A 26,224-nucleotide genomic window follows, 5' to 3' on the forward strand; every position below is an offset into this window, starting at 1 on the left:
AGGCGCATCCGATCCAGCGCATGCGCCGCCCCCCTGCAAGGCGCGATCCTTCACGGGGGAGCCGACCTGGGTTGTGTGGGGTGACCCCGCGGGCCGTGGCGTGAGCCTCGCCGCGGGGCTGCGCGGCGCGGGCTACCGCCCGAACGCGCCGATCGTGAGGGTCGCGCCGTCGTTGCGCGCCCTGGCCTGCTGGTGCGGCGTGTACTGGTGCTCGACCGGCGGGAGGCCGTCGAGCGAGGCGCCAGCGCCGATGAGCGGCGCGCTCGCGGCCGGCATGAAATCGTGGTTTGCCGCGGACGCGAACGCCGGATCGACGCCGAAGATCGAGTCGTCCAGGCCGTCCACCTGCCCGACCACCTTCACCACCTCCCGGACGGGATCGAACGGCAGCCACCCGTTCGTCACCCAGTTCCCGGACAGGGTGAGGGCCCCGGCGGCCACGCCGTCGCGGTCCCCGAGGAAGGTGACCGCGCGGAGCTCCGTCGGCTCCAGGCTGCTGGCGAACACGTTGTTGCGGGCGTCGATCTGCTCGTCGTTGGTCGAGGCCTCGAACATCGCAGAGCGATCGTAGTCGTCGTAGTTGTCGTTCTTGACGAAGACGGTGTTGGAGAAGAAGTGGAGCGTGCCCTTCCTGTAGTACTCGGTCTCCCCGCTGTCCCCGCCGTAGTGGATCATGGACGCGCCGTAGCCGTTGCGCAGGAGCACGTTGCCGTAAATGAACGTCTCGTGGAACGAGGGCAACGCGACCGAGTCGGTCGCCTCCTGCGCGTCGACGAGGTCGATCAGGTGGGCGCCGTCCTCGATCCAGTTGTACCGGATGACGACGCCGGCCGAGCGCTCCTTGATGTTGTTGCCATGGCCGCCGCGCGTGGGGCCGAAGCGGTTGAACTGGTAGATGACGTTCGAGGCCTCGTTGTAGACGTTGTGCTCGTTGTAATCATCCATGCCGTTGTCGTGGATGTAGTTGGATTCGATGAGCACGTTCGTGGTCAGGATATCCCCGCCGGCCGTGCCGATGAAGAGGCCATTGGCGTTCTCGTGCACCTCGCAGGCGCGGATGGTCACGTGATCGCCGCGCTCCACGAAGACGCCGGCCGCGTTGCCCGCGTAGCCCACCCCTGACCCCGCCTTGTCGGTGAAGCCGTGGGGGGGCGCTGCGTTCTTGATCTCGAGCCCCTCGATCGTGATGTGGGTGGGCCCGAGCTCCCACGGGTCGTCGTGCTTGTGCCCGACGATGATGAGCCCCCGCACCTGGTGGCCGTCGAAGGGGAAATCGAGCTCGGGCCGGGTGGTCGCGTCCTGACCGTCGATCACCGGCAGCTCGCCGTTCGGCCCCGGGACGCCGCAGAGCCGGATGGGTTGCTCGGCCGTCCCCTGGCCCCCGAGCATGATCTTCTCGTGGTACCCCTCGGCACGCCAGAAGACGCGCACCGTGTCGCCGGCGACGAGCGATTCAAGCGGGACGTCGCCGATCGCCTCGAATTCCTTACCAGGACCGACCTGGTAATCCGTGCCGCTTCCGACGTGGCTGCAATCGACGTGAATCGGCGGAATGTTCACGACGGGCGGAGGGAGCGGCGCCGGACCGCCGCCGCCGTACGTCGTTCCGCCAAGCTCGCCGGTGCAACCGGCAGCCAGGAGCAATCCTGTCACGCAGGCTCGAACTCTCACAGAGGCTCCTCCTCAAATCTGCTTTTGCAAGCGATGTTGGATTTTTACAGCAGAGCGCACAAACGCCCCGCAGTGGACCAAGATGACACGTCGGCGCTCGTTGTCATCGGCCCGGAGGCCCTTCTTCATCGCGGATTCCGTGCGTCGGTGGGAGGATGTGTCCCGGCGCTCCCGGACGTTCCGGCGAAGAGGGCGTTATCGCACCTCGGGGGCAGCTTGCTCATCGCCCGCTCCGCCATGGCGGTGATGGTGAGCGACGGGTTCACGCCCAGGTTGGACGGCACCATCGAGCCGTCGACCACATAAAGGCCCTCGTGGCCGAACACCTGGTTGCGCTCATCGATCACCCCGCGCTCGGGGCTCTCGGCGATCGCGCAGCCGCCGAGGAGATGCGCCGTGGTCGGCACGTTGAGCACCGCCTCGTTGATGGCGTTGCGCGGGGTGCCGTCCATCAGCACGGCCAGCCGCCTGCCGACCTCGTTGGCGACGGGGATGTACGCCGGCGGCTTCGGCTGGTCGGGCGGCCTGTGGGTGGTCATGCCGCCGCGCTTCCAGACGAGCTGCATGTAATTGTCCAGCGTCTGCATCACGAGGAGGATCGTGGAGCGCCTGGCGAATTTGAACGGCAGGAGCCCTGAGAGCAGGTCGATCGGGTGGAGCAGCCGCCGCCCCAGCCAGCGCAGCCAGCGCGGCAGGCCCGGCGCGTCGTCGGTGAGCACCGTGCCCAGCGCGCCCATCACGTCCGAGCCGGCGGGGTAACGCACCGGCTCGATGTGCGTGCGCGCGTCGGGGTAGATGCCGCTCGTGATCGCGATGCCACGGGAGTAATCGACCCGATCGTCGCTGGCCGTCACCCCGAGGATGACCTCGCTGTTGGTGCGCACGTAATGGCCGAGCTGCGGAGAGAGATGGGGTAACCGGCCCTCGGCCCTCGCCTTCAGCAGGAGCTTCACCGTGCCGAGCACGCCGGCGCTGAGCACCACCGCGCGCGCCCGGAGCACGCGGCGGCGCTTCCTGAGCAGCGCGGTCGAGCGCTCCAGGGTGAGCTCGTAGCCGCCGCCCGGGAGCGCGTCGATGGCGGTGACCATCGTCTCGGGCTGGATGGTACAGCCCTTCTTCTCGGCCAGATAAAGGTAGTTGAGGTCGAGCGTGTTCTTGGCGCCGAAGCGGCAGCCCACCATGCATCCGCCGCAGTGGACGCACGTGGTGCGGTCGGGCCCCTCGCCGCTGAAGAACGGGTCCGGCACGCGCTGCCCTTCCTGCTCGCCCTCCCTCGCGAAGAGGACGCCCACGCTGGCGACGTGGAACGTGTCCCCTCGACCCATCTCGTCGGCGATCTGCCGGAGCTGCCGGTCGGCCGGCCAGAGCTTCGGGTTCGCGGTCACGCCGAGCATGCGCTTCGCGAGCTCGTAGAAGGGCATCAGCTCGTCGCGCCAGCTGGCGCCGGCCGGCCAGCCGGGGCTGGCGAAGGCCTCGGGCGGGGGCACCAGCAAGGTGTTCGCGTAGACCAGCGAGCCGCCGCCCACGCCCGCGCCCGAGAGGATGAGCGTGTCCCTGAGCAGCGTCAGCCGCTGGATGCCGTGACAGAGCAGCCTGGGCGCCCAGAGGAACTTCCGTACATTCCAGTTGGTCTTCGGGAAATCCTCCTTGCGCCAGCGCTTGCCGCACTCGAGCACGGTGACGCTGTAGCCCTTCTCGGTGAGGCGCAGCGCGGAGACGCTGCCGCCGAAGCCCGAACCCACGATGGCGAAGTCGACGTCGAAATCCATGCCACTCGCTTCTCGGGACGGAGTATGGCCCAGCCGGTCTCCGGAGCCCACCCGCGGATGCGGCCCGGCCGAGCGCGGGTGCAGGTCGGCTGCTCGCTGCGCAGCAGCGTCGCGCGCTTGCCCGGTGGACAGGTGTTCGGCAGCACCGGGGAGCGCGATGAGGCCGCGCGCGCCGCCCTGCGCCGCGCCCCCAACCTGCGCGCGCCGGGCGGCAGCGTCCTCGGCGCGGGCGCCGCGGCCGGGGGATAGGCGACTGGCTGCACATCAAGGTGGTGGGATCCGGGAGGACCTGTCTCGACTGCGCGGCGCTACTGGAAGGTCACCGAGAGCGTCGGACGCCTCGCGGTATTGGCCACCTCGCTCGAGCAGATGCGCAGATCCTTGCCGGTCGCGGAGTTGGCGAGCACGAGGCCTTGATTGGCGGCGCTGCTCCGGACCCACCTCTGCACGCTGCCGGGGTCGAGCGCGATCGATCTGCGCTGATAGCCGCTGGCGTCGATGTTCAGGAACTGAAAGGTCGGTCCCTGCACGTCGCCCGAGCCGATGCCCGGCGCCGTCCAGTTGCTGCCCGCGCCCCCGCTGGCGAAGCCCAGCGTCGCGGAGCTGTAGCTCCACGGCGTCTTCATGAAGTTGCCGTTCAGGACTTGCGGCCCAACCCAGCTCTCGAAGGTCACGTCGAGCCTGGCGGCCGTCACCGTGGCGGTGGTGGGGATCTGCGATACGTCGAAGCGAATGAGCGCCTTGGTGCTGTAGCGGCGCGTGTCGGCGAGAAGCACGTCGTTGGTCCTGTAGACCGTGCCGACAGGGTTGCTGGACGAGTAATTCATACTGGAGATGCTCAGATCCTGCACGCCGGTGTAGCCATTGACGCCCTGAGTGAAGGTCAGCGTCTGCGCTGTACCGCTGGGCGCCGGCGGCGCCGGCTCGGTGGGGGTCGCGGGCGTCGGCGGCGCCGGCTCGGTGGGCGGCGACGGCGGGGTCGGCGTCGACGTCGGAGGCGTCGAGGAGCCCGCCGTGACAGCGCCGGTGGCGCTGACCTTGAAGCTTAAGGTCTTGCTGGGGCCCGACACCTGCAGCGCGCCGCCCGCGCTCACGCGGATGCGCCATTTTCCGCCGGAGGCGACGGCCGTGACCGCATATCCGGAGCTCGAGGGCGCAACGTCGACCAGCACGTGCTCGGCTGCCGTTTGCGAGACCAGGTACTCCGCGCTCGACACGGCGCCGGTCGCTGCCTGATCGGCCGAGAAGAGCACGACCTGATTCTGCGGCGCCGAGAGCTCGACGCCCACCACGTTGCCGGCGATGACGTTGCCGTCTGCAGACGACAGTCGCGTTTGCTCGCCGGGCGTCGCGCCCGCCGAGACGACGGTCAGCCACTGCTGCGCCGCCGCACGCACCGGAGCGTGCACCTCGAGCCGCGCCATCGAAGCCGGCAGCATCGTCGTCGTCGTGCTCGCGCTCTTCGGCAGCAGCGCGCGCACGCTTCCGACCAGCGCGGAACCCACCACGACGTCGAAGCGCCTCTGTGTCGCGTCGGCGGTGGTCACCTGACGCGGCGCCACGGGTGTGTGAAAGCTCATCCACTGGTCCGCGCTGGCCTTCGCCACCGTCGTGCGGTCGAACAGCACGAAGCTGCCTGGACGGAAGAACACCACGTCGCGCGTGAACTGCGAGACCGGCTTGACCGTGGGGCTGCCGTACTGGTCTTCGAGGCCCGTGGCGCGCGCGCGCACGAAGGCGCCGCGGTCCTCGTACCGCTCTACATGGGCCTTCGAATCGGCCGGTGAGAGCGAATTTTGTCCGGGGTTGTACCGGTTCGAGGCGTCGTCGACGAAGAACGTATTGTGCAGCCGGCGCTGGCTCTTGCCGTAGCTGTCGTCGTTCACCAGGTTCTCGCAGGCGTTGCCGCAGTTCTGGGGCAGCCAGCCGGTGGCGTTCATCAGCACCGGCTGATCGCCGACCACCACGCTCAGACCGCCGGCGTTGAACATCTGCTCACCGGAGTAGGCGGCGTTGATGTACGCGCCGCCAGACAGCGCCCCCCACACGGCCGTCCTGTCCCAAGACGAGCGCATGCCGACGTGGCCAGGGCCCGCCGCGAAGTGCGACAAGCCGGTCGACTGGTACCCGCTCTTTGCGGCGCCCGTATCGCCATACAAGAACCTGGACCACGGCGCCGAGTCGTCGCCTGCTGCCGCGATCACGTCGGCGGCGAAGCCGCGCGCGACGGCGGCCGAGGTGTCGCCCTGCTGCTCGAGCATGGTCGCCAGACCGAGGAACAGCGCCGCAGAAGGACGCATGTTGATGCCCGCACGAATGGTGCCCTGGTCGTCCATGTGCTTGAGTGAAGGCCACGTGAAGTACCGAGCATAGGTCGCCTCGTCGCGGGCCAGCGGCAGCTCCTTCCACCAGTCGAGGCCGGTCGCCGTCCTGGTCGCCCACAGCGCCTCGACCATGTACAAGACGGCCCTGCCGCCGTAGCCCCAGCCCTCCGGCCAGCCTCCGCCGCCCATCATGCTCGTGAACTTCGGCTTCACGAGCTGTCCCCACATGCGCGTCACGACGTCGTTCCAGTACACGCTGGCCTTCGCGTTCTCGCCCTCGGTCGCCAGCGCCGCCGCGGTCTTGGCCAGGTAGTAGCCGGCGAAGTAGTTACCGATCGGGTCGTTCTTGATCAACCCGCTCTCGTCGTACCAATCGATCCACGCGTTCATCGAAGCGACCAGGCGCGTCTTGGTCGCAGCCGGCAGCGCCGGGTAGAGCCAGTCGTAGCCGAACGCCATACCGACCACGTAGTTTCGGATGCCGTAACCCAGGTCCGTCGACGGCTTCTGCCCCCCGGACGCGACCGGGGTGCTCATGGCCTCCAGCAGGCGAACGCCGGCCTCGCCGTAGCGAGCCTGCGCGGCCGTGTCGGTCGTCACGCGATAGCAGATGCCCAGCGCGCGCACGACCGGCGGATACTCGTCACCTTGATAGCCTTGCCCGACGTTCGGGTAGCCCGGGTAGGTACTGCCGTTCGGCGGGTGCATCGTGCCGGTCGTGTAATCGTCGCAGCGCTTCTTCAACGCCGTCCAAGCGGCGTCGCCAGCCGCGGCGCGCGCCTTCAGGCGCGCGATGACGGAGTCGGTCAGAATGAGCCGCGCGGCGGGGCGCGCTACCAGCATTTCCTCGCTCGCGCCCACGTCTTCGTCGGCCAGTTCAGCCAGCTCGTCCGAATCGGGGATGCCCAGGCAGCCGAGCAGGCCGGAGATCCCGGCCAAGAAGGTCAAGGGAAGGAAGCGGCTGATTCTACGCATTGAGTCTCCTTTGAGGGCACACACGTGCCCCGTCGCAGACTTGCTTCGTCTGCCGGTTACCCGTTCAGCGACTGACTTCGAATCGGGGCCTGGGCGGCTCCTCCGCGGTCACGTCCTTATCGAGCGGCGCTCGACGTTCGACATCGCCACGAGCGAGGCGATGAGCTTCCCGGCGGCAAACGACCGCGGCCCAAAGCCTTGAGAAATCGAATGCATGGCTTTTCTCCCCCGGCGTCGTCGAACCGCTGTGGTGGACAGGGCCGCGACGGGCGAAGGCACCAGGGGGCAGAAGAGGAGCCTCCCGCTGCATGCCTTCGCGCCGCGAGCCATCGGTGCAGACCATCCAGCACCAGAGGGTGCGGATACCGGCGCTCTCGTGAAACGACTTTATTCCCGGATCGATACGTCCGGTCAAGACGAAACACTTTCGAAGATCAAACGACCGCCCGATTAGGTCGCACACTTCGGCCGTTCTTCACGTCAAGGTCACAAATTTTCGATAAAGAACTTAAGCGCTCAGCCCGCCCGCCGGTGTGAAGCAAGGCATAGAGAAGCGGTCGTTCGCTCGCTTGAATGTAGGAATGCAGACGAAATCCACAGAAGTGTCGGCGAACACCAAGCGCGACCAGGTTATCCAGGCCAGCCAACGACCTTTACTTACCCGCCCCCGCGCTGGCTGGCTCGGCGGCGGCTCCCGCGACGCGATGGAAGTCGCGCGCTTCGTCGGCGACACCGCGACTCCGCAAGCAAGAGGCCGCTCGCAGTCCTGCTCGAGCGCTGCGCCGGTCAGCTACCCGGGTCGCGGCTGGCCAGCGCCGCTGGAGCGCCGCTCGCCGCCCGCGTCGACTCGCTGCCGAAGCCTTGCCGCTCGCCAGCGCCTGGCGCGCTTCCTCTGCGTCGACCTCGATCTGGTCGAGGAAACCACCGCACGTCTGCAGTTGGCGCGGGGTCGCCTCGACGATCTCGATCACGACGCCGCCCGGTGTGGTGAACCGCTCCCCCCGCAGCCGGGATCCGCCCCGCGAGTTCCAGGCACAGCCCGGCTCTGGCGGGATCTCTGACACGCGGAACTAGCGACAGATACCCGTGACGCAGTTCTGTCCGTCGGTGCAGACGGCGCCGCACGCTCCGCAGTTGCTCTCATCGTTGCTGAGATTCACGCATCGGTCGCCGCAGTACGCCAGCCCCGCATTGCACGTGCACTCCCCAGCGGTGCAGAACGAGCCGCCGCCGCATGTGTTGCCGCACACCCCGCAGTTGAACTGATCGAGGTTCGTGTTGACGCAAAGCGAATCACAGTAGGTCTGCCCTGCCAGCGGGCATGTGCAGGCGCCGGCCTGGCAGGTCGAGCCCGCTGTGCACGTGGTGCCGCACGCCCCACAGTTCATGCTGTCCGTCTGCGTATCCACGCACGAGGCGTCACAGAACGTCTGGGTCGGGGGACACGGAGGTTCGCTGGCCCCACCCTGTCCCCCCGAGCCGTCGAGGCCGCCTTGCCCCCCCGCGCCGCCGGAGCCACCCGCGCCGCCGTCACCGCTCCCGCCTTGCCCTCCGGCCCCCCCGAGCCCACCCGCGCCGCCGGCGCCACCCGCGCCGCCGGCGCCGCCCGTGCCTCCATCACCGCTCCCGCCTTGCCCTCCGGCGCCCCCGAGCCCGCCCGTGCCCCCCTGCACGTCTCCACCGCTCCCCCCGTCCCCGCCAGTAGCGCTACCCGTGCTCGTGGTGGTGGAGCCTGACGTGGCGCTCGTCTCCTCCTGGGCGCTCTCGCCGCCGCTACATCCGACCATCGTTACCGAACAGACGGCCACGCCCGCCAGCGAACCCAGGATCCACATGTTCACGCGCGCAAGATGCATGTCGTCCTCCAGATGTAAGAGGTAAGTGGAGTCGTGCCAACATCATGGCTTGCTCTGGGCAGCCTCGACGACTCCCATGGACCCGCTGTCGCTGCAAACGGCGCGTGCGGCTCAGCTTTTTCTCATCAGGGGTCCGAAAAAGCGACAGCCTCTGTTCGGGGAACCACGGAGAGCCCAGGACGGCACCTTCTCTCGCGCCTCGCGCCCCCATGAAAGATGCGCCCCTATTTCAGCAGGGCACACCTGAGCCACAATACCGGGCGAACGGGCCCGCCGTCGACAAGGAGGCGCTCAACTCCCACTGTTGCGTCACCACGGCGGTGTCGGCCCACGACGAGGGTCGGCGGCGCACATGCGGAGATGGGCTCTGCTCTGCGCGCCGACCAGGCTCCCTCTCCCGATCCGGCAGCATTGTGGCGGCCACCGTGCGTGCCCGGGCGGAGATCTTCAGAGCTCGAGCATCGCCCGCCGAGCAACGGAGGACGCTACTCCTCGTCGTCACTCTCCATCTCGGTGTTCGGCGTCGGCCGAGAGACATCGTCTTCCTGCCGCAACCCCGAATGCACAATGAAGGATCCCGCGACCGGCAATAGCCATATCAGCGCGCTTTGCAGGAGATTCTGGTCGCGCGAGCACAGCTCGCTCCGCCACAGGCGCACGGTGATGAACGCCTGAGCGAGGATCGCCGCGGCGACGGTTGTCCACGTGAGGATCGAACGCACGATGTGCAGCGCAGCCGCCATCCGCCTCACGCGCCTCGTCGAGCGCGTCCAGCGGGCTCAGCCGGCGTCTTGGCCGGGATCCAGCGGCGCACCGCCGGCCGGGCGCGGCCGCCTCCGGTAGAGCAGCCGGCTCACCGGCAGCCCGTCGGCGATCGCGTGGTGCTCGCGGGGGCTCCGCGCGCCGTAGGGGTTCTCGGCGAGGTGCGGCGAGCCGGGCGCGTCGCCCGCCGGCTCGAAGGCGGGGTGCGCGCCGATCTGCTCGGCGTAGAGCGCGCCGCGCTCCTCGACGTCGGTCTGCACGAAGAGCTCGCCGCCGTCCACGAGCAGGCGCGCCAGGCTGTCGAGCAGCGTCGGGCCCATCACGAGGCGCTTCGTGTGGCGCTTCTTCCACCACGGATCCGGGAAGTGCAGGAAGAACCGCGCGATCGACGCGTCGGGGCGGAGCCGCGCGAGCGCCTCGCGCGCGTCGGCGTTGAGCGCCCGCACGCGTCCGCCGAGGCCGCCCTTCCTCAGGCGCCCGTCGACGATCGCCGCCCACTTCAGGCGGATCTCCAGCCCGAGCAGCCGCGCCTCGGGGCTCGCCGCCGCGCGCTCGAACAGGAAGCCGCCGCGGCCGGGGCCGATCTCGATCTCGACGGGGCCGGCGCCCGGGATCAAGGCGTCGATGGAAACGTCGTCGCCGTCAGGGAAGCGAGGCGCGTCGGCGTACGGGTGGTTCGGGCGCGGCTGGAAGACCATGGATCCCCGGCGCTCTACCAAATGCCGGCCGCCCCCGCGCGGGAAATCCGCCGGCCACCCGGCGCGGGAAATCGCTGTCCCCGGGCGGCACGGTGGTATGCGTCGGGCCCCATGGCGGCACCTCCGGCCCCCTCCCGGCTGCGCGCCCTCGCCGCGCGCGCCCTCCCCTATGCGCCCGCCCTGGCCGTGAGCGGCGCGCTCGGCGCGCTCTGCGTCAGGGCGATCCTTGCGCAGGCCGGGCGCCCGGCCCTGCCGCTCGACGACGCGTTCATCCACATGCAATACGCCCGGCGGCTCGCCGAGGGCGGTTTCTTCAGCTTCGTCGCCGGCGACGGCTACTCGAGCGGCGCCACCAGCCTGCTCTGGCCCGTGCTGCTCGCCCCCTTCCACGCGCTCGGCCTGCGCGATCTCTCGCTCGTCTATGCGGTCTGGGCGCTCGGGCTCGTGTTCCACGCCGCGCTCGCCGTCGAGACCGCGCGCCTCGCGCGCCCCCTCGCCGGCCCCGCGGCCGCCGCCGGCGCGGGCGCGATGTGCGCCGGGTTCGCGGCGTTCGCGTGGTTCGCCTGGAGCGGGATGGAGACGGTCGCCTTCGCCTGGATCCTCACCCGCACCGCCCGCCTTGCAGCGGCGCTCTGCGAGCCAGCACCGCCAGATCCCGCCACGGACAGCGCCGCGCCCGCGCGGCCGCCCGGCGCGCCCGCGCAGCCGCCCGGCGCGCCCGCGCGGCCGCCCGGCGCGCCCGCGCAGCCGCCCACCGCCTCGATCGCCCGCTCCCTCGCCGTCTGCGGCTTCGTCGCGCCCCTGCTCCGCCCGGAGGGCGCGCTCGCCTCCCTGCTCGCCGCGACCGCGCTCGCCCTCTCGGCGTCACGCGCCGTGCCTCCAGCGCTCCTCCCGGCGCCGCCCCTCTCCGCTCCATCCCCCTCCCGCAGCGGCGCTCTCTGGCCCTCCGCGCGCTCCGCCGGGCGCCTGCTCGCCCTCGCGCCGCTCCTCGGCCCGCTCGTCGTCCCGGCCTTGAACCTGCTGCTCGCGGGCCACCCGACCTCGTCGACGACGTCCGTCAAGTGGCTGATCGGCAACCCCAACTACGACGGACCGACGCTCAGGGCCGCGCTCCTCGACAACGTCCGGCTGCTCGTGACCGACGTGATCGACGGCGGCCAGTGGACGGCCGTCTTCCTCCCCGAGGGCTCCGCCGCCGTCATCGCCCTCGGCGCCGTCGCGCTCGCCGTGGCAGCGCACCGGAGAGGCCGCCCGGCGCACGCCGCGATCGTGGGCGCCCTCGCGCTCGGCGCGCTGCTGCCCTGCACGTACCTCAGCTTCCTCTGGAACCGCGTGCGGTACGTCTGGCCCTTCGCGCCGGCGTGGATCGTCATGGCCGCCTGCCTCGCGCGCGAGCTCGGCGACGCCGCCCAGCGGCTCCGGCCCTCGCTCCACTACGTGACGCCCCTCCTCGCCGGCGCGTTCGCCGGCGCCCTGGCCGCGCGGCTGCCGTGGGCCATCGGCGACCTCGCCAACTCCGCCCGCGCCATCGATCGGCAGCAGGTCTGGCTCGGCCGCTGGGCCGCGCAGCACCTGCCGGAGGACGCCAGGATCGGCGTCAACGACACAGGCGCGCTCGCCTACTTCAGCGGCCGCAGGACCTTCGACGTCGTGGGACTGACCACCGAGGGCGAGGCGCGCTACTGGGTGGCCGGCGCCGGCTCCAGGTTCGAGCACTACGAGAAGCTGCCCCCGGAGCGCCGGCCGACCCACTTCATCGTCTACCCGCACTGGATGGCGTGCCCGCCGGTGCTGGGCCGCGCGCTGGTCGACGCCACCGTCGAGGACCAGGCCATCCTCGGCGGCACCACGATGATCGCCTACGAGGCGCGCTGGGACCTCCTCGGCTCAGGGGCGCTGCCGGTGCGGTCCGTGCCCGGCGAACGGATCCTCGACGAGCTCGACGTCTCGGACCTCGAGTCCGAGGCGGCGCACGCCTACGCGCTCGAGCCGCTCGCGGACCAGCGCAACATGGCGATCGCGCTCGCCGCGCCCGAGAGCAGCGCGCCAGGGGAGCTCGACCTCGCGCGCCCGGAGCTCGCGGACGGCGGCCGCTACCACCGGATCGCCGATCGCTTCGTCGCCCACCTCGCGGCGCTCCCCGCCGAGGCGCGCCTCGTGCTCCGGGTGGCCTCGGACGACGGCGCCGAGCTCGCCGTCTCCGTGGCAGGCGAGGAGATCGGCACCGTCGACGTGCCGCGTGGACCGTGGGTGGAGCGGGCGCTGCCCCTCCCCGCCGCGCGCCTCCCGACGCCGACCCCGATCGCGATCACCCTGCGCCGCGGCGCTGGGTTCCACGCCTTCCATTACTGGATCACCGGGCGCTGACGCCGGCCCCCTCGCCGGGGAACACCACACCTTCTCACATCGACCTCACATCGACTCCTATCGAGTCGCGCTCAGGGAGCGACTCCCGCTCCCGCGATGCGCTCTCGAGGGCGCGCCGGCGGGCTCGCGGCGCTCCACGTGGAGCGTTCAGGACAGCCGTTGACGCACCCGGGCATTCGTGTAACATCGAGATGTTCGCGCAATACAGCAAGTCAGCGAACAGATCCGTTGCAGACTCGTGGGGGAGACCGGGCAGCGCGCGCCCGCTGGCGCCGCCGCGCACAGCCATGGCCGGCGGTCCAGGCGCGCTCCAGACTTCGGGCCACCGGCACGCCGGCTCGCCCCGAATCCCGTGCGCCCTGCCCGGCGCTCGGACGTGGGGGAATCGATGCGCAAGTCGGCTTTGCTCCTCTGCTCGCTGCTATGCCCTCTCGGGGCGGCGGGCTCCTCCTGGGCGCAGGCCCCGGGGAGCGAGGCGCTGGCCAGCGGCGATGACGGCGGTCAGGGGCAGTTCCTCTCGCTCGATCTCGAGGAGCTGCTCAACGTGAAGGTCTCGTCGACTGGCTTCTTCGAGACCGAGAGCAAGACGTCGACCGGTCAGGCGCGCCTCTATGACGCGCGGACGCTGAAGCTCTACGCCGTCCGCTCGCTCGACGACCTCTTGCAAGCCCACCAGCCCGGCGTCGTGATCGGCGAGCACGAGCGCACCTCGCGCCTCATCGGCGCGCGCGGCGTGCTCATCGACAACAACGCCAAGACGCTCGTCATGGTCGACGGCGTGAACACGAACATGCGCGCCCATTTCGGCGCCATCGGGAGCACGCTGGCCGTGCCCCTCACCGGAGACATCGAGCGGGTCGAGGTGATCCTCGGCCCCGGCGCCATCGTGCACGGCTCCGGCGCGATCAGCGGCTTCGTCAACGTCCTCAGGCCCACGGGGATCACCCGCCCCGGGCTCTGGGGCAAGGCGTCGTATGCCTCCGGCGACACGCGCACCCTGGAGGTCAGCTACGGCGGCCTGCTCAGCGAGAAGCACAACGCCGATTGCTTCCTCTACTTCGGCCACGCCGACAACGAAGGAGAGCTGCCCCAGGCGCCCCGGCCGAACACCGCGGAGCTGTATGGCAAGGGCTACGCAGGCGTCACGACGTCTCCCTTCCTGCGCCACACGCGCGTCAACGCCCTCGGCGAGCCGAGCTACAAGGGCTTCGGCCGCTTCCGCTACGGCTCCGAGCGCAGCCCCGTCAGCGTCGATCTGCGGCTCGACTACGCGCAGACGTCGATGATGGGCAACGCCCCGAACAGGGCCATGACCCGCGAGCAGCTCGCGGGCCAGTGGTCCGACAGCAACACCGGCCATGTGCGGCAGAGGACGTTCGCCGTCACGCCGGAGATCCACGTCCACCTGTCCAAGCAGCACAAGGTCGAGCTGGTCCCGACCTTCTCGGCCTTCGAGACGGCCCTCGTCCCGGCCGACTGGGTCGCAGACGAGATGGCGAAGGCGTCCAATCCGGTCCCGGGCGCGGGGGTCCTGCCGGTCGGGGGCCTCGGCGAGGAGCACCGGGACATCAAGGCGGTCTACAAGACGACGGCGCTGCCGAACAGCCAGATCGCGATCGGCGCGTCGGCGAGCCACAAGCGCTTCAGCGACCAGAGGTCCCGCTGGGGGCGGCTCTACGGGACCGCCTTCGAGTCTCCGGAGAGCTTCTCGTGGACCGAGCTCGCCGCCTTCGGCGAGAGCACGGTTACCTTCCGCGATCTCACCGTCTCCGCGGGCCTGCGCTTCGATCACACCGGGTTTGGAGAGCTGAACCTCCGCGGGGGCCTCTCGCGCGCGCCCGAGCCGGTGAACAGCCCCTCCTACCGCGTCGCGGCCGCTTACGCGATCAGCGACACGCAGAACGTCAAGCTGTCCTACCAGAAGGGCTTCCGCTTTCCGGACGCCGCCTACTTCAACTGGCTCGAGCAATTCAACGCCGCCTTCGAGGACGAGCCCATCGCGCCGCTGCCCTCGCTCGTTCCGGAGTCCTCCCACCTCGTGGAGCTCGACTATGTCGTGGGCCTGCTCGACGGGCGCCTCGCCCTCGACGTCGCGGTCTTCTATGAGCGCTACAAGAATACCCTCGGCTGGGTGTCGTGGGATCAGGTGCGGCCCGAGGACTTCGAGCACCACGTGGCCCACAACCCCAGGCACCCGTCCGCGGGCGGCTGGTGGGGCAGCTTCTCGAACAGCACCGCGGACGTCGACGCCCTCGGCAGCGAGATCGGCGCGATCGGCGACCTCGGCGGCGGGTTCGCGGGGGACCTCTGGTACAGCGTGTCGAAGCCGTTCGGCGCCGAGAGCGACCTCAACATCCTGACCAACTGGGACGGCGAGACCTGGGCCAACTACCCCATCCACCTCGTCAAAGGCCACCTGAGCTACAGCGCCAGCCGGTTCACCGCCGGGCTCGCCGCGACCTTCCGGACGGGCATGAACAGCCACGGCTCCAGGGACGCGCCCGCCCACGACACGGACGAGCTGCCGCCCAGAGATCGGCTGGCGGCGCGATCGGCGTTCAACCTCGACGCCGCTGTGTCCTTCTCGCCGATCGAGCGCGTCTGGGTCTCTGTATTCGGCAAGAACCTCACCTTCAACAAGGTCCCTCCACCGTCCTACGCCTCGCACCGGCTGATCATCACCACCGGTCGCCCCTACGTGGGCGCCTCGGTCGAGGCGTCTTACTGACGCCGCCGGCCTGCGCGGGAAGGCGGCCCGCGCGGGAAGGCGGCTCGCGCGGGAAGGCGGCCCGCGCGGGAAGGCCGCGCGCACGACAGCGACAGCAGAACCGACGTCAGAAATCTCCCGACACCGCGCGGCCCGATACGAATGCACCTCCCCGGCGTCTGCCCTTGTGATAAATCGAGGACACCTTGTCCGAAGCAATCAGCCAGGTTCACGATCTGCGCGACGACACCCCGGACAAGGGCCCGCGCGAGAGGGCCGTTGTCGATTTGCTGCTCTTCGACATGGGCTCGGTGACTTTCGCGCTGAGGGCGCAGCAGGTCGAAGAGGTGATCGCGTGGCGCGCCCCCTTGCCGCTGCCGCGCGCCGACCCCCGGGTGATGGGCATCCTCCAGGACCGGGGGAGGATCATCGTGATCGCGTCGCCCGTCCTCGCGGAGCCGGAGGCCACCCCGCTCCGCATCGTCGTCTGCCGCGCTGCGCGCGGCTACCTGGGATTGCCCGCCGGCAAGACGCGGTGTGTCGCCGCGGTCGAGGTGTTCGGGGAGCCCGCGCCGAACGCTCTCGTCGACACCAGCGAGGGAGCAGTGACCTTCCTCGACGCAATCCACCTGGTCGACGCCTCCGACGCTGCGCCGCGGCCCTTCGCGGCGACGCGCGAAGCTCAGGGCGTCTGGTCGAATCCATGAGCGTTCCGAGCTCCCGATCACCTGCGTCCAGGGCCAGACCGCCGCTCGATTCGGCCGAGGAGGCGCCCCCGGCGAGCGCGGCCCCGCTGTCGCGGTCGCCGGCGAGCACGCCGGCGAGCACGGTGACAAGCGCGCCGGCGAACCCGCCTGTGCTGGTGATCGACGACAGCGAGATCGCCCGAGAAGAGGTGTCTCGCGTGCTGGGCTCTGCCGGTTTTCAGGTGCTCGCGCTCCCCTCCCCCATCGGGGCGACGCAGGCCATCGTGCGGCACCAGGTGCGCGTCGTCGTCCTCGACATCTTCATGCCCACCATCCGTGGGGACCGGCTGCTCACCCTGTTCCGGAAGAACCAGCGGCTCGGGCAGCTCAGCGTCATCCTGATGTCCGGACACTCCGAGCGGGAGCTCGATCAGCTGAAGCTGGAGGTCCAGGCGGACGCGGTCCTCTCGAAGCGCCACCTCGATCGTCTGCCGGCCCTGGTCAAGCGGCTCGCCGGCAAGGAACGCTGACGTGGGGACCGCGGTCGCCTGATGCCACGCCCGTCGAGGATCCGTCCGCGATCGTACAGAGCTCGCCAGCGGAACATGGTGTCTCCGATCTCGTCGATTCGAATGCTGATGGCCGCGGCGCTCCTCACGACCGTGAGCACCGAGAGCCGCTCTGCCCCCTCCGTCCCCTACGAGCTGCGGGGCGCCATCCTCCTGCGGTCGATCGGCTACGAGAGCGGGTTCGCGAGCCGCGCGGGCCCGGCCGTGCTCGCGGTCGTCGGGGCGGAGTCGGGCGCGAGCGCGGAGGACGCGAGCGCGATGGCGGCCGTGCTCTCGAGGCTGGCCGCGAAGACGACCGTGGCCAAGCGCCCGGCGTCCGTCCTGCGCGTGACGTACAGCGGAAGGGCCAAGCTGCAGGAGGCGCTGCGCGCCGCCGGCGCCGAGGTGGTCTATGTGGCGCGCGGCCTCGCCGCGGCCATCCCGGACATCCCGTCGCGCGAGGGAGCGGTCGCCCGCATCGTCGTGTGCGGCGACGGCGACGACACGAAGCGCGGCTGCGCCGTCGCCGTGGGGCTCTCGGGCGCCAAGCCCGAGCTCCTGCTGAACGTGAAGCACGCCAACGCCATCGGCCTCCGCTTCGACCCGCAGCTCCTCCGGCTCGCCCGCATCGTCGACTGAGGCCCTCGCGACGTCCGTCACCGGACGCCGCGCGTCGCCGCCCGCAGGTTCACGGCTCACGGTTCACGACTCGCGATCTCCCGTCGCCCATCCAGCGTCCCTCGTTCAGCGTCCGCCATCGCCGCCCCTCACCCGCCATGCTCAACTTTCGCTCCATCCGCTGGAAGATCGCCGCCCTCGTCGCGTCGGTGGCCATCGTGCTGTCGGCGCTCGATCTGTGGCTGATCCCCGAGCACGCCGCGCGGGCGAGCGAGGCCGAGCTGCGCGAGCGCGCCGGCATCCTCGCCACCATGCTGAAGGAGCCCATCGGCGTGGCCATGGACCTCGAGCAGCCGCCGGAGACCTTCCCGGACACCCTGCGCACCGCGATGACCGATCCCCTGGTGAGCTGGGTGTCGGTCTACGACGCGAGGGGGCAGCGCATCGCCGCGATCGGCGCGGCGCAGGCGCCCGAGGGCGCGCGGGGCCGGGGCGACGCCGGCGTCGTCGTCAGCGAGGCCCCGATCCGGTCGCGGAACGGCGATCGCCAGCTCGGGACGCTGGCCGTCGGGCTGCGCAGCGACCGGATCGCCGAGCGCCGCGCTTCCGCGCGCAGGACCATCGCCCTGCAATCGGCGGGGATCGCGCTGCTCGGCCTGGGCCTCGCCTGGGTCATCTCGGCGCGCATGACGCGCTCGATGGCGCACATCAAGGAGGCGGCGGACCGGATCGCCCGCGGCGACGTCTCGGCCCGGCTGTCCCTCAGGATCTCGGACGACGAGCTCGGGGACATGGCCAGCGCGTTCGAGCGGATGAACACCCAGCTGCGCGAGCTCCAGGAGACGGCCGCGCGGGTCGCGGGCGGCGATTTCACCTGCAAGATCACCGGCGACGGGGAGCTGTTCGCCGCGTTCCGCTCCATGGTGACGAGCCTCCAGGAGCTCGCCTCGCGGATCGGCAACACCTCGGCGGAGGTCGCGTCGGCCGCCGCCGGCATGTTCTCGTCGGTGCGCGAGCAGGAGACGAGCGCGAGCCAACAGAACGCGGCGCTCGAGGAGATCCGGCGGACCGTCGAGGCCCTGACCGCCAGCGCGGATCACATCGCGAAGGACGCGGCCACCGTGCGCGAGACGGCGCAGCGGAGCCTCGTCAGCGTCCAGCACACGGCGGAGCAGACGCGCCTCGTCAGCTCCCACTCGGACCGCATCGGCGAGATCCTGTCCTTGATCCAGAGCATCGCCGACAAGTCGGACCTGCTCGCGCTCAACGCCGCGCTCGAGGGCACGAAGGCCGGCGAGGTGGGGCGCGGGTTCTCGCTCGTGGCCGCCGAGATGCGCCGCCTGTCCGAGCACGTCATGGACTCGGTGCGCGACATCCGGAAGCTCGTGGCGAACATGCACGCGGCCTCCCACGCGTCCGTGCTCGCGACCGAGGACGGGATCAAGCTGGCCCGCGACACGGCCGCGGCCGCCGCGCAGATCTCGGACGCGGTGGACCACCAGCGCGAGGGGACGGCGCGGGTCAAGACGGCGATCGTCAACATCGTCGGGGCGGTGAACGACACGCTGACGAGCAGCGTGGCCGCGACGCGCTCGGCCGAGTCGCTGCTCCAGCTGTCGCACGTGCTCAAGACGACGGCGAAGGCCTTCCGGGTCAAGCCGCTGGGGGCGAGGGCCGGCAAGCCCGAAGGCGCGGAGGCGGACGCGGATGAGGAGCCGGGCTGATCTCGTCGCCGCGTTCCACCGGACCATGCCGGACCGCGTGGCCCAGGCGACGGACCTGTGGCTCGGCTACGAGCAGGGCCAGAGCGGCAACCTGCAGGTGCTGCGCCGGCTCCTGCACACGCTGAAGGGCGAGGCGCACATGCTGGAGCTCGCCGCGTGCGGCGACCTGGCCGAGCTGACGGAGGACGTCATCGACGCGGTGCGGGGCGGCGCGCGCCCCACGCAGCTCACCGGCGACAGCCTCCTCGGGGCGCTGGAGGGGCTCGGGCTCCTGTCGGCGAGCCCCGACGCCGAGGCCGCGCCCGAGCTCGAGATCGTGAAGGAGACCCTCCGCGCTGCGCGCGCGGAGCTCGGCGGCAGCGTCCCGCCCGCCGGCGAGCTCGCGCCGCCGCTCGTGCCGCCGTGTGATTCCGTGCACGAGAGCGCCCTGCCGCCGCGGCTGGACCAGCCCGACGCGCCGCCCGACCTCGCCCAGCCGACCGCCCGCGCGGCCCTCGACGCCGAGGCCGTCGGGACGCTCTTGCGGGAGCTCCAGCGGCTCCACGACGAGCGGGAGGTCATCCAGCGGCGGCTCCGCGAGTCCCAGCGCATGCTCCGCGCGCTGCTCGTCGAGATCGACCCCCGCCGCGCGGACGTGGATCGATTCGCGGAGCGCATCGCGAAGACGCTCGGCTACGGCGCGGAGATCGAGCGCCTCCTGAGCGCCGTCCGGGCGGACTGGTCCAGCAACGACTTCGCGGCGGGGCGCGCGCTCGGCGAGCTCGACGAGGTGGTGCGGAGGGCGTCGGTCGTGCGCACCGAGCGCCTGCTGAACCAGGTGTCGCTCGCCGCCCGGAGCGCGGCGCGCATGCTGGGCAAGGACGTCGAGGCGCGGGTCGAGGGGACGGGGCTGCTCGACGCGGCCGTGGAGCGCCGCCTCGAGCCGGCGCTCCTGCACCTCGTGCGCAACGCCATCGACCACGGGATCGAGCCGGCGGACGTCCGGGCGCGCCGCGGGAAGCCCGCGCGCGGGACGGTGGCGGTGACCGTGGTCCAGACCGACGCCGCCGTGCGGGTCGAGGTGAAGGACGACGGCGGCGGGGTCGACTTCGCCCGCCTGCGCGAGGTGCTCGCGCCGTCGGTCCCGGGCGCCTCGACCCTCGACGACGCCGAGCTCATCCCGTACCTGTTCGCGCACGGGCTCACGACGAGCCGCAGCGTCGGCGCGATCTCGGGCCGCGGCGTCGGGCTCGACATCGTGGCGCGCGAGATCGGCGCGCTGGGCGGGCAGGTGCGGGTCGACTCGAAGCCCGGGCTCGGCACGACGATCCTGCTCGTGGTGCCGAAGAACCTGCACGGCGAGGAGGTGGTCCCCATCTCCAGCGGGCGCTTCCGGTGCGCGGTGCCGACGCACGCCGTGCACTCGGTCGTGCTGCTGGAGGACGAGGAGCTCCTGCGCGCCCCCGACGGGCCGCGCGTGCGCCTGACCGGCGGCGCCGGCGCGGAGCTCGCGCCGCTGTACGCGCTCGGGGCGGTGCTCGGCGACGGAGGCCAGCCCGAGCCCGGGGACGCGGCGCTCGTGCTGCACCACGCCGCGGGCCTGTTCGCGGTGAGCGTGGACGGCTACGAGAACCCTCGGCTGGTCGCGCTCGTGCGCTCGGAGGAGATGCCCCTCACCTCGCCGCTCGTGCGCGGGGTGGCGCCGACGGCGGACGGCGAGGCGATGCTGCTCCTCGACGTGGAGCGGCTGTTCGCGTACGCCCGGCAGGCGCCGCGGGACGCGCCCTTCACCGCCGCCGCCGAGCAGAAGCGGGAGCCGCTCGCGCTGGTCGTGGAGGACGCGCCCGTCGCGCGGGAGCTGCTCTGCGGCATCCTGCGGTCGATGGGGCTGCGCGTGGAGGAGGCGTGCGACGGACGGGATGGGCTCGCGCGGGCGCGGGCGGCGCCGCCCGACGTGGTGCTGACCGACCTGGAGATGCCCTACTTGAGCGGCCTGGAGATGGTGGCGGAGCTCAGGCGCTCGCCCGGGCTCGCCCGGGTGCCGGTCGTGGTGCTGACGACGGCGGCGCAGGAGCAGAGCGAGGCCGCGCTGCGCGGGCTCGGCGTGCGGGCGGTGCTGTCGAAGCAGCGGTTCGTCGAGGAGGAGCTGCGCCGGATCATCGCGGCCAGCCTGGGGGGCGCGTGACGGCGCGCACGTCGAGCGCCCGCGCGACCGTCACTTCTCCGCGGAGGCCGCCGGCAGCGCGACGGAGAGCTCGACGCGCCCCGGCGCCAGCTTGGTCTCGCCGAGCGCGGCGGCCGCGGGGTCGTGCTCGGCGTACCCGACCGCCGACAGCCGGGCCCCTGCCACCGCGCACTTGTCCTGGAGCGTCTGCGTGACGGTCGCCGCGCGGACCGCGGAGAGCTCCCACGGCGTCGGATAGGCGGCCTGCAAGGGGGCCGGCACCGAGGCCGGAGGACCGCTGACCGCGCCGACGCGCAGCGGCGCCTGGCCGCCGCCGCTCGCGGACAGCGCGCCCGAGACCTGGCACAGGAGGGCTTGCCCCTGCGGGCTCACGTCGACCGTGTTGGGGAGGAACACCGCGCCCTCTGAAAGCGCGACGAACGCCTGCCCCTCCGCGACCGCGACCGCCGCGACCCCTTTCTTGACGTGCTTGTCGAGCTTCCCCGCGAGCTCCGCCTTGATCTGCGCGACCCGCTCGACGCCCGACTTCTTCGCGGCCTCGGTCTGCTGCCGCTCCGCCTCGCCCTTCTCGATCTGCGCCGTCTTCGCCTCGAGCTCCCCGCGCACCTGGCTCAGCGTCTGTTCGAGCTCTTTGGCCTTCTGGTTCGACTTCCGCTGCTCCTCCAGCAAGAGCACGTGAGCGCGGTGAAGCGGGACGTAATATGCCGCCACGAACGCGGCGGCCGCGACGAGGAGGAGCGCCGGCATCACGCGCATCCAGCGTCGGAAGCTGGACGATCCAGCGCTGTTGCCGGCCGCGATCGCCTCATCCGCGATGTTCATGACTGCCTCCATGCTCCGCCGCCATCGCCGGCGAGGATACCGGCATGACGAGGATCCCGCCAGCGCCACGGGTCACACCTCACTCATTGCAAAAATCCGCACCGTCTCGAAAGCACGCGGAGCCTCATGTCGGTGTGTACGGTGCGCTCGCGCCGTGGCATCCTCGGGGACGCAAGGGAGGACTTTGTATGAAACCGCCGCCCCTTCCGGCCAGGCGCCCGGCGCCGCCCGTTCCGGCAACCGATGATCGCGAGAGCCTCTGGCACGTCGCGATCGCGCCTGACGACATCAAGGTACTCACGTTGGACAAGCTCGACGATCTGTTCCGTCTCGACGTGATCGACGAGACGACGAAGATCTGGCGCCCCGGGATGGCCGCCTGGCAGCCGCTCGGCGTCGTGGCGGGAATCGAGCCGACGCCGCCCGAGCCGGCGCAGGTCCAGGGTCCTCCGCCGAGCACGGCGCGCGGGGGCCCGCCTCCGCCCCCCCCGCGCGCCCCTGCGCGGCGGAACATGGACTCCGACCATCCGACGCCGGTGGCGTCGCCCATGTCGTCCACGATGCCGCTCGGCGCCCCGATGTCGCTCGGCGACACGATGCCGCTCCGAGCGCTGGACGACAGCTCGCCTCACCTCGTGACGCGGACCGAGGTGCAGGCGCCGCCCGCGGCGATGCTCGCGGCGTCTCGGCCCACCTCGCCGCCGTGGATGCCGGAGGCGCGGGAGCCGGAGTTGTTCAACGAGTCGCCCTACGCGGCGCCCCGCGCGCGCGAAACGGGCCGGGCGCAGCGCCTGACGCTCGCGCTGTCGGTCGTCGCGGGGCTGGTCGTGACGCTCTACCGCAATGACGTCCTCCTCGACGCCGCGCGCTCCTCCGGGCATCAGGACGTGTATCTGAAGGTCGAGACCGCGCTCGGCGGGCCCGGCTTCGGGACCCCGCGCTCGATCGAGAAGCTCGACGTGTCCGCAGAGCCGGCGCCGGCGAAGTAACCCCACCGAGATCCAGCGCTCCTTCGAGCGCCGTGCGGCACGCGACATCGCGAGCGCTGCCGCGCTGCGGCGCTCGGCCGTCCTGACACAGCGACCCGGACACGAAGGCCGCCGAGGCGCAAGCGACGCCGCGAGCGCGATAAGGGCGCGCCCCTCGGCGTCCCGGCGGCTCGCCTCCGTCTCGTAAGAGCACCTCCGCCGCGCCACGCGCCGCCAGCGGTGGATCGCCCCGCCGCTCGCCGCAACGCGCGGTGGCGCCTCGCGCTGGGCTTCGAGCCGACCGGAGCAGCCATGTCCGCGCCAGGAACGACACAGCGGCTCGTTCACGCACAATGTCATCCACCGACATCGCAAATCAACGTTGTCGGCGCGAGCGAGCGAGCGCCCCATTTGCTATAGTAAAGACCTTACTCTAATCGGGGAGGGCTCTACCGGATGTCACGCAATCCCCGGTTGCATGCCGAGATTTACCCAGCGCGCCCGCCACGCCATGGCGCGGCGGGATCTGGTTAGCACCGACACACGAAAGTCCCTTGAACGAGACAGGGAGGTAGTCCTATGTCGCCCTTTATCTCATGCAACCTGGCTGTTGTTCTGGCTCAAGTTGGTTTGCTTACCACGGCTTCGTGGAGCCTCACCGGATGTGGCCAGGCGGGTCCCCCGGACGAGCCGCTCGAGTCCGATGCTCAGGCCATCGTCACCGGGGATCCCGGTGATGCCGAGGATTGCTCCGGCGAGGAGCCGACCTTCACCTCGCGCGAGATCGTACGGGATCTCTCGTTTCCGATGCGGATCGTCCGGGGGCCGGATGGCTACCTGTGGCTCACCGAGCGCACCGGGAAGCGGGTCGTGCGCGTGAGGCCGGAGGACGGCCTGCAGAAGACCGCCATCACCGTCTCGGAAGCGTTCCAGTCGGGAGGTCAGGACGGGCTGCTGGCCCTGGCGTTGCACCCGGATCTGCTCAAGCACAAAGGGAAGGACTACGTGTACGTGTCCTTCACCTACAACGTCGCGGCGGATCCAGCGGTGGACCGCAGGACGAAGATCCGCCGCTACACGTACAACCGGGTGACCGAGACGCTCGGAAACCCTGTCGACGTCATCACGGGCCTGCCGGGGAGCGACGATCACAACTCCGCGCGGCTCCTGTTCGGCCCCGATGGGAAGCTCTATTACACCATCGGGGATCAGGGGAACAACCAGTTCGCCAGGATGTGCAACCCGAACCGCGCGCAGGAGCTGCCGACGGCGGCCGAGGTCGCGGCGCACGACTGGTCGAAATACGTGGGCAAGATCCTGCGCTTGAACGTCGATGGCTCGATCCCGAAGGACAACCCGAAGATCGACGGGGTCCGCAGCCATATCTACTCGTACGGCCATCGCAACGCGCAGGGCCTCACGTTCGGCCGGGGCGACAAGCTCTACGCGAACGAGCACGGGCCGAAGAGCGACGACGAGCTGAACCTCATCCAGGCCGGCAAGAACTATGGCTGGCCGTACGTCGCCGGCTACCGGGACGACCAGGCGTACACGTACGACAACTGGTCGGCCTCGAGCCCGACGCCGTGCAACGAGCTCTCCTGGAGCGACTTCGCTCCTCCCGAGTCCGTGCCGCGACAGCTGGAGAGCGCCTTCAGCCATCCGGACTTCAAGGAGCCGCTCCTCACCTTCTACACCGTCCCCAACGACTACGTCTTCTTCGACTGGGCGTGCGGCTTCAACCAGTACATCTGCTGGCCGACGATCGCGCCCTCCTCGCTCCACTACTACCCGGCCGGGCACGGCATCCGCGGGTGGGATCACTCTCTCCTGATGACCTCCCTCAAGAAGGGCGCCGTGTACCAGGTGAAGCTGAGCCCGAACGGCAAGACCGTGGAGGGCGAGCCCGTCGTCCTCTTCCAGACCACGAACCGGTACCGCGATCTCGCGATGAGCCCGGACCGCAAGACCTTCTACATCATCACGGACACCGCGGGGAACACGAGCGGACCGACCGGCGGCGTCACGACGGTCCTGGACAACCCGGGGGCGATCCTCGAGTTCAAGTACACGACATCGCACTGAGCCAGCACCGGAGCCGCGGGGCCTGCGTCGTACCGGCGCAGGCCCGCGCACAGGCGCTCAGGCGCTCGCGGGCGCCCGGTGGAGCTGCAGCAGGTCCATCGACGGCGCCCTGGCGGTCAGCCGGAGATCGTAGCGCTGCTGCAGCAGCCGCAGCACGTTCGGCGAGAGGAACGCCGGCAGGCGCGGCCCGAGCACGATGCCCTTCACGCCCAGGCTGAGCAGGGTCAGGAGCACCGCCACGGCCTTCTGCTCGAGCCACGAGATCACCAGCGTGAGGGGCAGCTGGTTCACCCCGCAGCGGAGCGCCTGGGCGAGCGCGCCGGCCACGCGGAGGGCGCCGTAGGCGTCGTTGCACTGCCCCATGTCGAGCAGCCGCGGCAGGCCGAGGAGGGTGCCGTGGTCCTGGTTGCGAATACGGTATTTGCCGCAACCGAGCGTGAGAATGAACGAATCCCGGGGCGCCTGCGCGGCGTAGTCCGTGAAGTAGCTGCGCGCCGCCTCGGGGCCGTCGCAGCCGCCGACCAGGAAGAACCGGCTGATCTTCCCGGCCTTCACCGCCTCCACGATGGCCCCCGCGTGCGCGAGGATCGCCTCGTGGTGGTAGCCGACCTCGGTCTCGCGGACGAAGTGGTCGGGCAGCGGCGGGCTCGCGAGGGCCGCCCGGATGACCTCGGAGAAGTCGCCGCCGCGCACGCGCCGGCCGCCGGGCACCGCGGTGACGCCGGTGGTGAACAGGCGATCGCGGTAGGCCTCCTTCGGGAGGAGCACGCAGTTCGAGGTCATCAGGATCGGCCCAGAGAACGCCAGGAACTCGGCCTTCTGGTGCTGCCACGCGGAGCCGTAGTGGCCGACGAGGTTCGGGTGGCCCGCGAGCTCCGGATACGCGTGCGCCGGCAGCATCTCGCCGTGGGTGTACACCCTCACGCCCGTCCCCTCGCACTGCCGGAGCAGCTCGGCGAGGTCCGAGAGATCGTGCCCCGAGACGAGGATCCCCGGCCCCGCCACGGTGCCTTCCCGGACCATCGCCGGCTGCGGCTCGCCGAAGCGCAGGCGGTGGCCCTCGTCGAGCATCCTCATCACAAGGAGGTTCACCTGGCCGCACTCCATGCAGAGCTCGAGGAGCGCCTCGGGGTCGAAGCTCACGTTGGTCAGCGTGGAGAAGAGCGCCTCCTCGAGGAAGCCGTTCACCCGCTCGTCGCGCATGCCGAGCTTTCGCGCGTGGTGCGCGTAGGCGGCGACGCCCTTCACGCCGTAGATCAGGAGCTCCTGGAGCGACTGCACGTCCTCGTCCTTGCCGCAGACGCCGGCCGTGGTGCACCCGGTCCCGTGGGATGCTTGCTCGCACTGGTTGCAGAACATGGTCATGACGGACCTCGAGGGTTGTGGGCCCACGCGCGCTGCGCGGGCGCCGGCCGGAGAGCGCGCGTGGCCGCAGCGCAGCCGCGCAGGGCGCGTCCTCGGCGGCCACGAGGCCAATCAA

General features: G+C 70.8%; 19 protein-coding genes. 11 read left to right on the forward strand and 8 right to left on the reverse strand.

Translation table 11 applies throughout. The features are described from left to right. Nucleotides 1-132: 132 nt before the first annotated feature. Nucleotides 133-1,653 carry a right-handed parallel beta-helix repeat-containing protein gene (locus ACSRUE_RS44395; protein WP_441288848.1) on the reverse strand — a complete coding sequence of 507 codons (1,521 nt, stop codon included), beginning with the start codon at nt 1,651-1,653 and terminating at the stop codon, nt 133-135. 143 nt (nt 1,654-1,796) lie between these two features. Then, the gene (locus ACSRUE_RS44400) at nt 1,797-3,440 is read right to left on the reverse strand and encodes a GMC oxidoreductase (RefSeq protein ID WP_441288849.1); all 1,644 of its coding nucleotides are present in this window, start codon (nt 3,438-3,440) and stop codon (nt 1,797-1,799) included. 24 nt (nt 3,441-3,464) lie between these two features. Between ACSRUE_RS44400 and ACSRUE_RS44405 the strand changes: the two genes are divergently transcribed. Next, on the forward strand, nt 3,465-3,689 hold the full coding sequence (locus tag ACSRUE_RS44405; RefSeq protein WP_437761532.1) for a hypothetical protein: 225 nt from the start codon (nt 3,465-3,467) through the stop codon (nt 3,687-3,689). Between the two features lie 59 nt (nt 3,690-3,748). On the opposite strand, the gene ACSRUE_RS44410 is transcribed toward ACSRUE_RS44405, so the two are convergent. Further along, nucleotides 3,749-6,739 carry a DNRLRE domain-containing protein gene (locus ACSRUE_RS44410; RefSeq protein WP_441288850.1) on the reverse strand — a complete coding sequence of 997 codons (2,991 nt, stop codon included), beginning with the start codon at nt 6,737-6,739 and terminating at the stop codon, nt 3,749-3,751. A gap of 581 nt (nt 6,740-7,320) precedes the next feature. Here ACSRUE_RS44410 and ACSRUE_RS44415 point away from each other — a divergent pair. After that, the gene (locus ACSRUE_RS44415; RefSeq protein ID WP_441288851.1) at nt 7,321-7,800 is read left to right on the forward strand and encodes a hypothetical protein; all 480 of its coding nucleotides are present in this window, start codon (nt 7,321-7,323) and stop codon (nt 7,798-7,800) included. Nucleotides 7,801-7,809: 9 nt separating this feature from the next. Here ACSRUE_RS44415 and ACSRUE_RS44420 read toward each other — a convergent pair whose 3' ends face one another. The 3 genes from ACSRUE_RS44420 to trmB form a co-directional block, all read right to left on the reverse strand. Then, a complete protein-coding gene (locus ACSRUE_RS44420; RefSeq protein WP_441288852.1) occupies nt 7,810-8,595 on the reverse strand; it encodes an MXAN_6577-like cysteine-rich protein in 786 nt (261 codons plus the stop codon). Between the two features lie 485 nt (nt 8,596-9,080). Next, nucleotides 9,081-9,338, reverse strand: a complete 258-nt coding sequence (locus ACSRUE_RS44425) for a hypothetical protein (protein ID WP_441288853.1) — start codon at nt 9,336-9,338, stop codon at nt 9,081-9,083. A 36-nt stretch (nt 9,339-9,374) separates the two neighbouring features. Further along, entirely contained in the window at nt 9,375-10,055 is a 681-nt protein-coding gene (trmB, locus tag ACSRUE_RS44430; protein WP_441288854.1) for a tRNA (guanine(46)-N(7))-methyltransferase TrmB, read from the reverse strand. Between the two features lie 111 nt (nt 10,056-10,166). Here trmB and ACSRUE_RS44435 point away from each other — a divergent pair, with 111 nt between their 5' ends. From ACSRUE_RS44435 to ACSRUE_RS44465, 7 genes are all read left to right on the forward strand, one after another. Continuing rightward, a complete protein-coding gene (locus ACSRUE_RS44435) occupies nt 10,167-12,422 on the forward strand; it encodes a hypothetical protein (protein ID WP_441288855.1) in 2,256 nt (751 codons plus the stop codon). Between the two features lie 388 nt (nt 12,423-12,810). Further along, nucleotides 12,811-15,150: a TonB-dependent receptor gene (locus ACSRUE_RS44440; protein WP_441288856.1), complete on the forward strand. Its 2,340-nt coding sequence runs from the start codon at nt 12,811-12,813 to the stop codon at nt 15,148-15,150. A 185-nt stretch (nt 15,151-15,335) separates the two neighbouring features. After that, nucleotides 15,336-15,836: a chemotaxis protein CheW gene (locus tag ACSRUE_RS44445; protein ID WP_441288857.1), complete on the forward strand. Its 501-nt coding sequence runs from the start codon at nt 15,336-15,338 to the stop codon at nt 15,834-15,836. Further along, nucleotides 15,833-16,345: a response regulator gene (locus tag ACSRUE_RS44450; RefSeq protein WP_441288858.1), complete on the forward strand. Its 513-nt coding sequence runs from the start codon at nt 15,833-15,835 to the stop codon at nt 16,343-16,345. Before ACSRUE_RS44445 ends, ACSRUE_RS44450 begins: the two co-directional genes overlap by 4 nt. Before the next feature lie 75 nt (nt 16,346-16,420). After that, on the forward strand, nt 16,421-17,002 hold the full coding sequence (locus ACSRUE_RS44455) for a YfiR family protein (RefSeq protein WP_437761541.1): 582 nt from the start codon (nt 16,421-16,423) through the stop codon (nt 17,000-17,002). Between the two features lie 137 nt (nt 17,003-17,139). After that, on the forward strand, nt 17,140-18,705 hold the full coding sequence (locus ACSRUE_RS44460; RefSeq protein ID WP_441288859.1) for a methyl-accepting chemotaxis protein: 1,566 nt from the start codon (nt 17,140-17,142) through the stop codon (nt 18,703-18,705). Beyond that, nucleotides 18,689-20,869, forward strand: coding sequence for a hybrid sensor histidine kinase/response regulator (locus tag ACSRUE_RS44465; RefSeq protein ID WP_441288860.1), 2,181 nt, complete (start codon nt 18,689-18,691; stop codon nt 20,867-20,869). The genes ACSRUE_RS44460 and ACSRUE_RS44465 overlap by 17 nt, the downstream gene beginning before the upstream one ends. A 30-nt stretch (nt 20,870-20,899) precedes the next feature. Here the strand turns inward: ACSRUE_RS44465 and ACSRUE_RS44470 are convergent, their stop codons facing one another. After that, a complete protein-coding gene (locus ACSRUE_RS44470) occupies nt 20,900-21,691 on the reverse strand; it encodes a hypothetical protein (protein ID WP_441288861.1) in 792 nt (263 codons plus the stop codon). Nucleotides 21,692-21,993: 302 nt separating this feature from the next. On the opposite strand from ACSRUE_RS44470, the gene ACSRUE_RS44475 reads away from it, so the two are divergent. Both ACSRUE_RS44475 and ACSRUE_RS44480 read left to right on the forward strand, forming a co-directional pair. After that, nucleotides 21,994-22,680: a hypothetical protein gene (locus ACSRUE_RS44475; RefSeq protein ID WP_441288862.1), complete on the forward strand. Its 687-nt coding sequence runs from the start codon at nt 21,994-21,996 to the stop codon at nt 22,678-22,680. A 609-nt stretch (nt 22,681-23,289) separates the two neighbouring features. Further along, nucleotides 23,290-24,744: a glucose/sorbosone family PQQ-dependent dehydrogenase gene (locus ACSRUE_RS44480; protein WP_441288863.1), complete on the forward strand. Its 1,455-nt coding sequence runs from the start codon at nt 23,290-23,292 to the stop codon at nt 24,742-24,744. Nucleotides 24,745-24,801: 57 nt separating this feature from the next. On the opposite strand, the gene hcp is transcribed toward ACSRUE_RS44480, so the two are convergent. Continuing rightward, complete coding sequence (gene hcp, locus ACSRUE_RS44485) at nt 24,802-26,103, reverse strand: hydroxylamine reductase (protein WP_441293194.1); 1,302 nt, start codon at nt 26,101-26,103, stop codon at nt 24,802-24,804. Between the last annotated feature and the right edge of the window lie 121 nt (nt 26,104-26,224).

The sequence above is a fragment of the Sorangium sp. KYC3313 genome (assembly GCF_052075895.1).
GTDB classification, from domain to species: Bacteria; Myxococcota_A; Polyangia; order Polyangiales; family Polyangiaceae; genus Sorangium; species Sorangium cellulosum_B.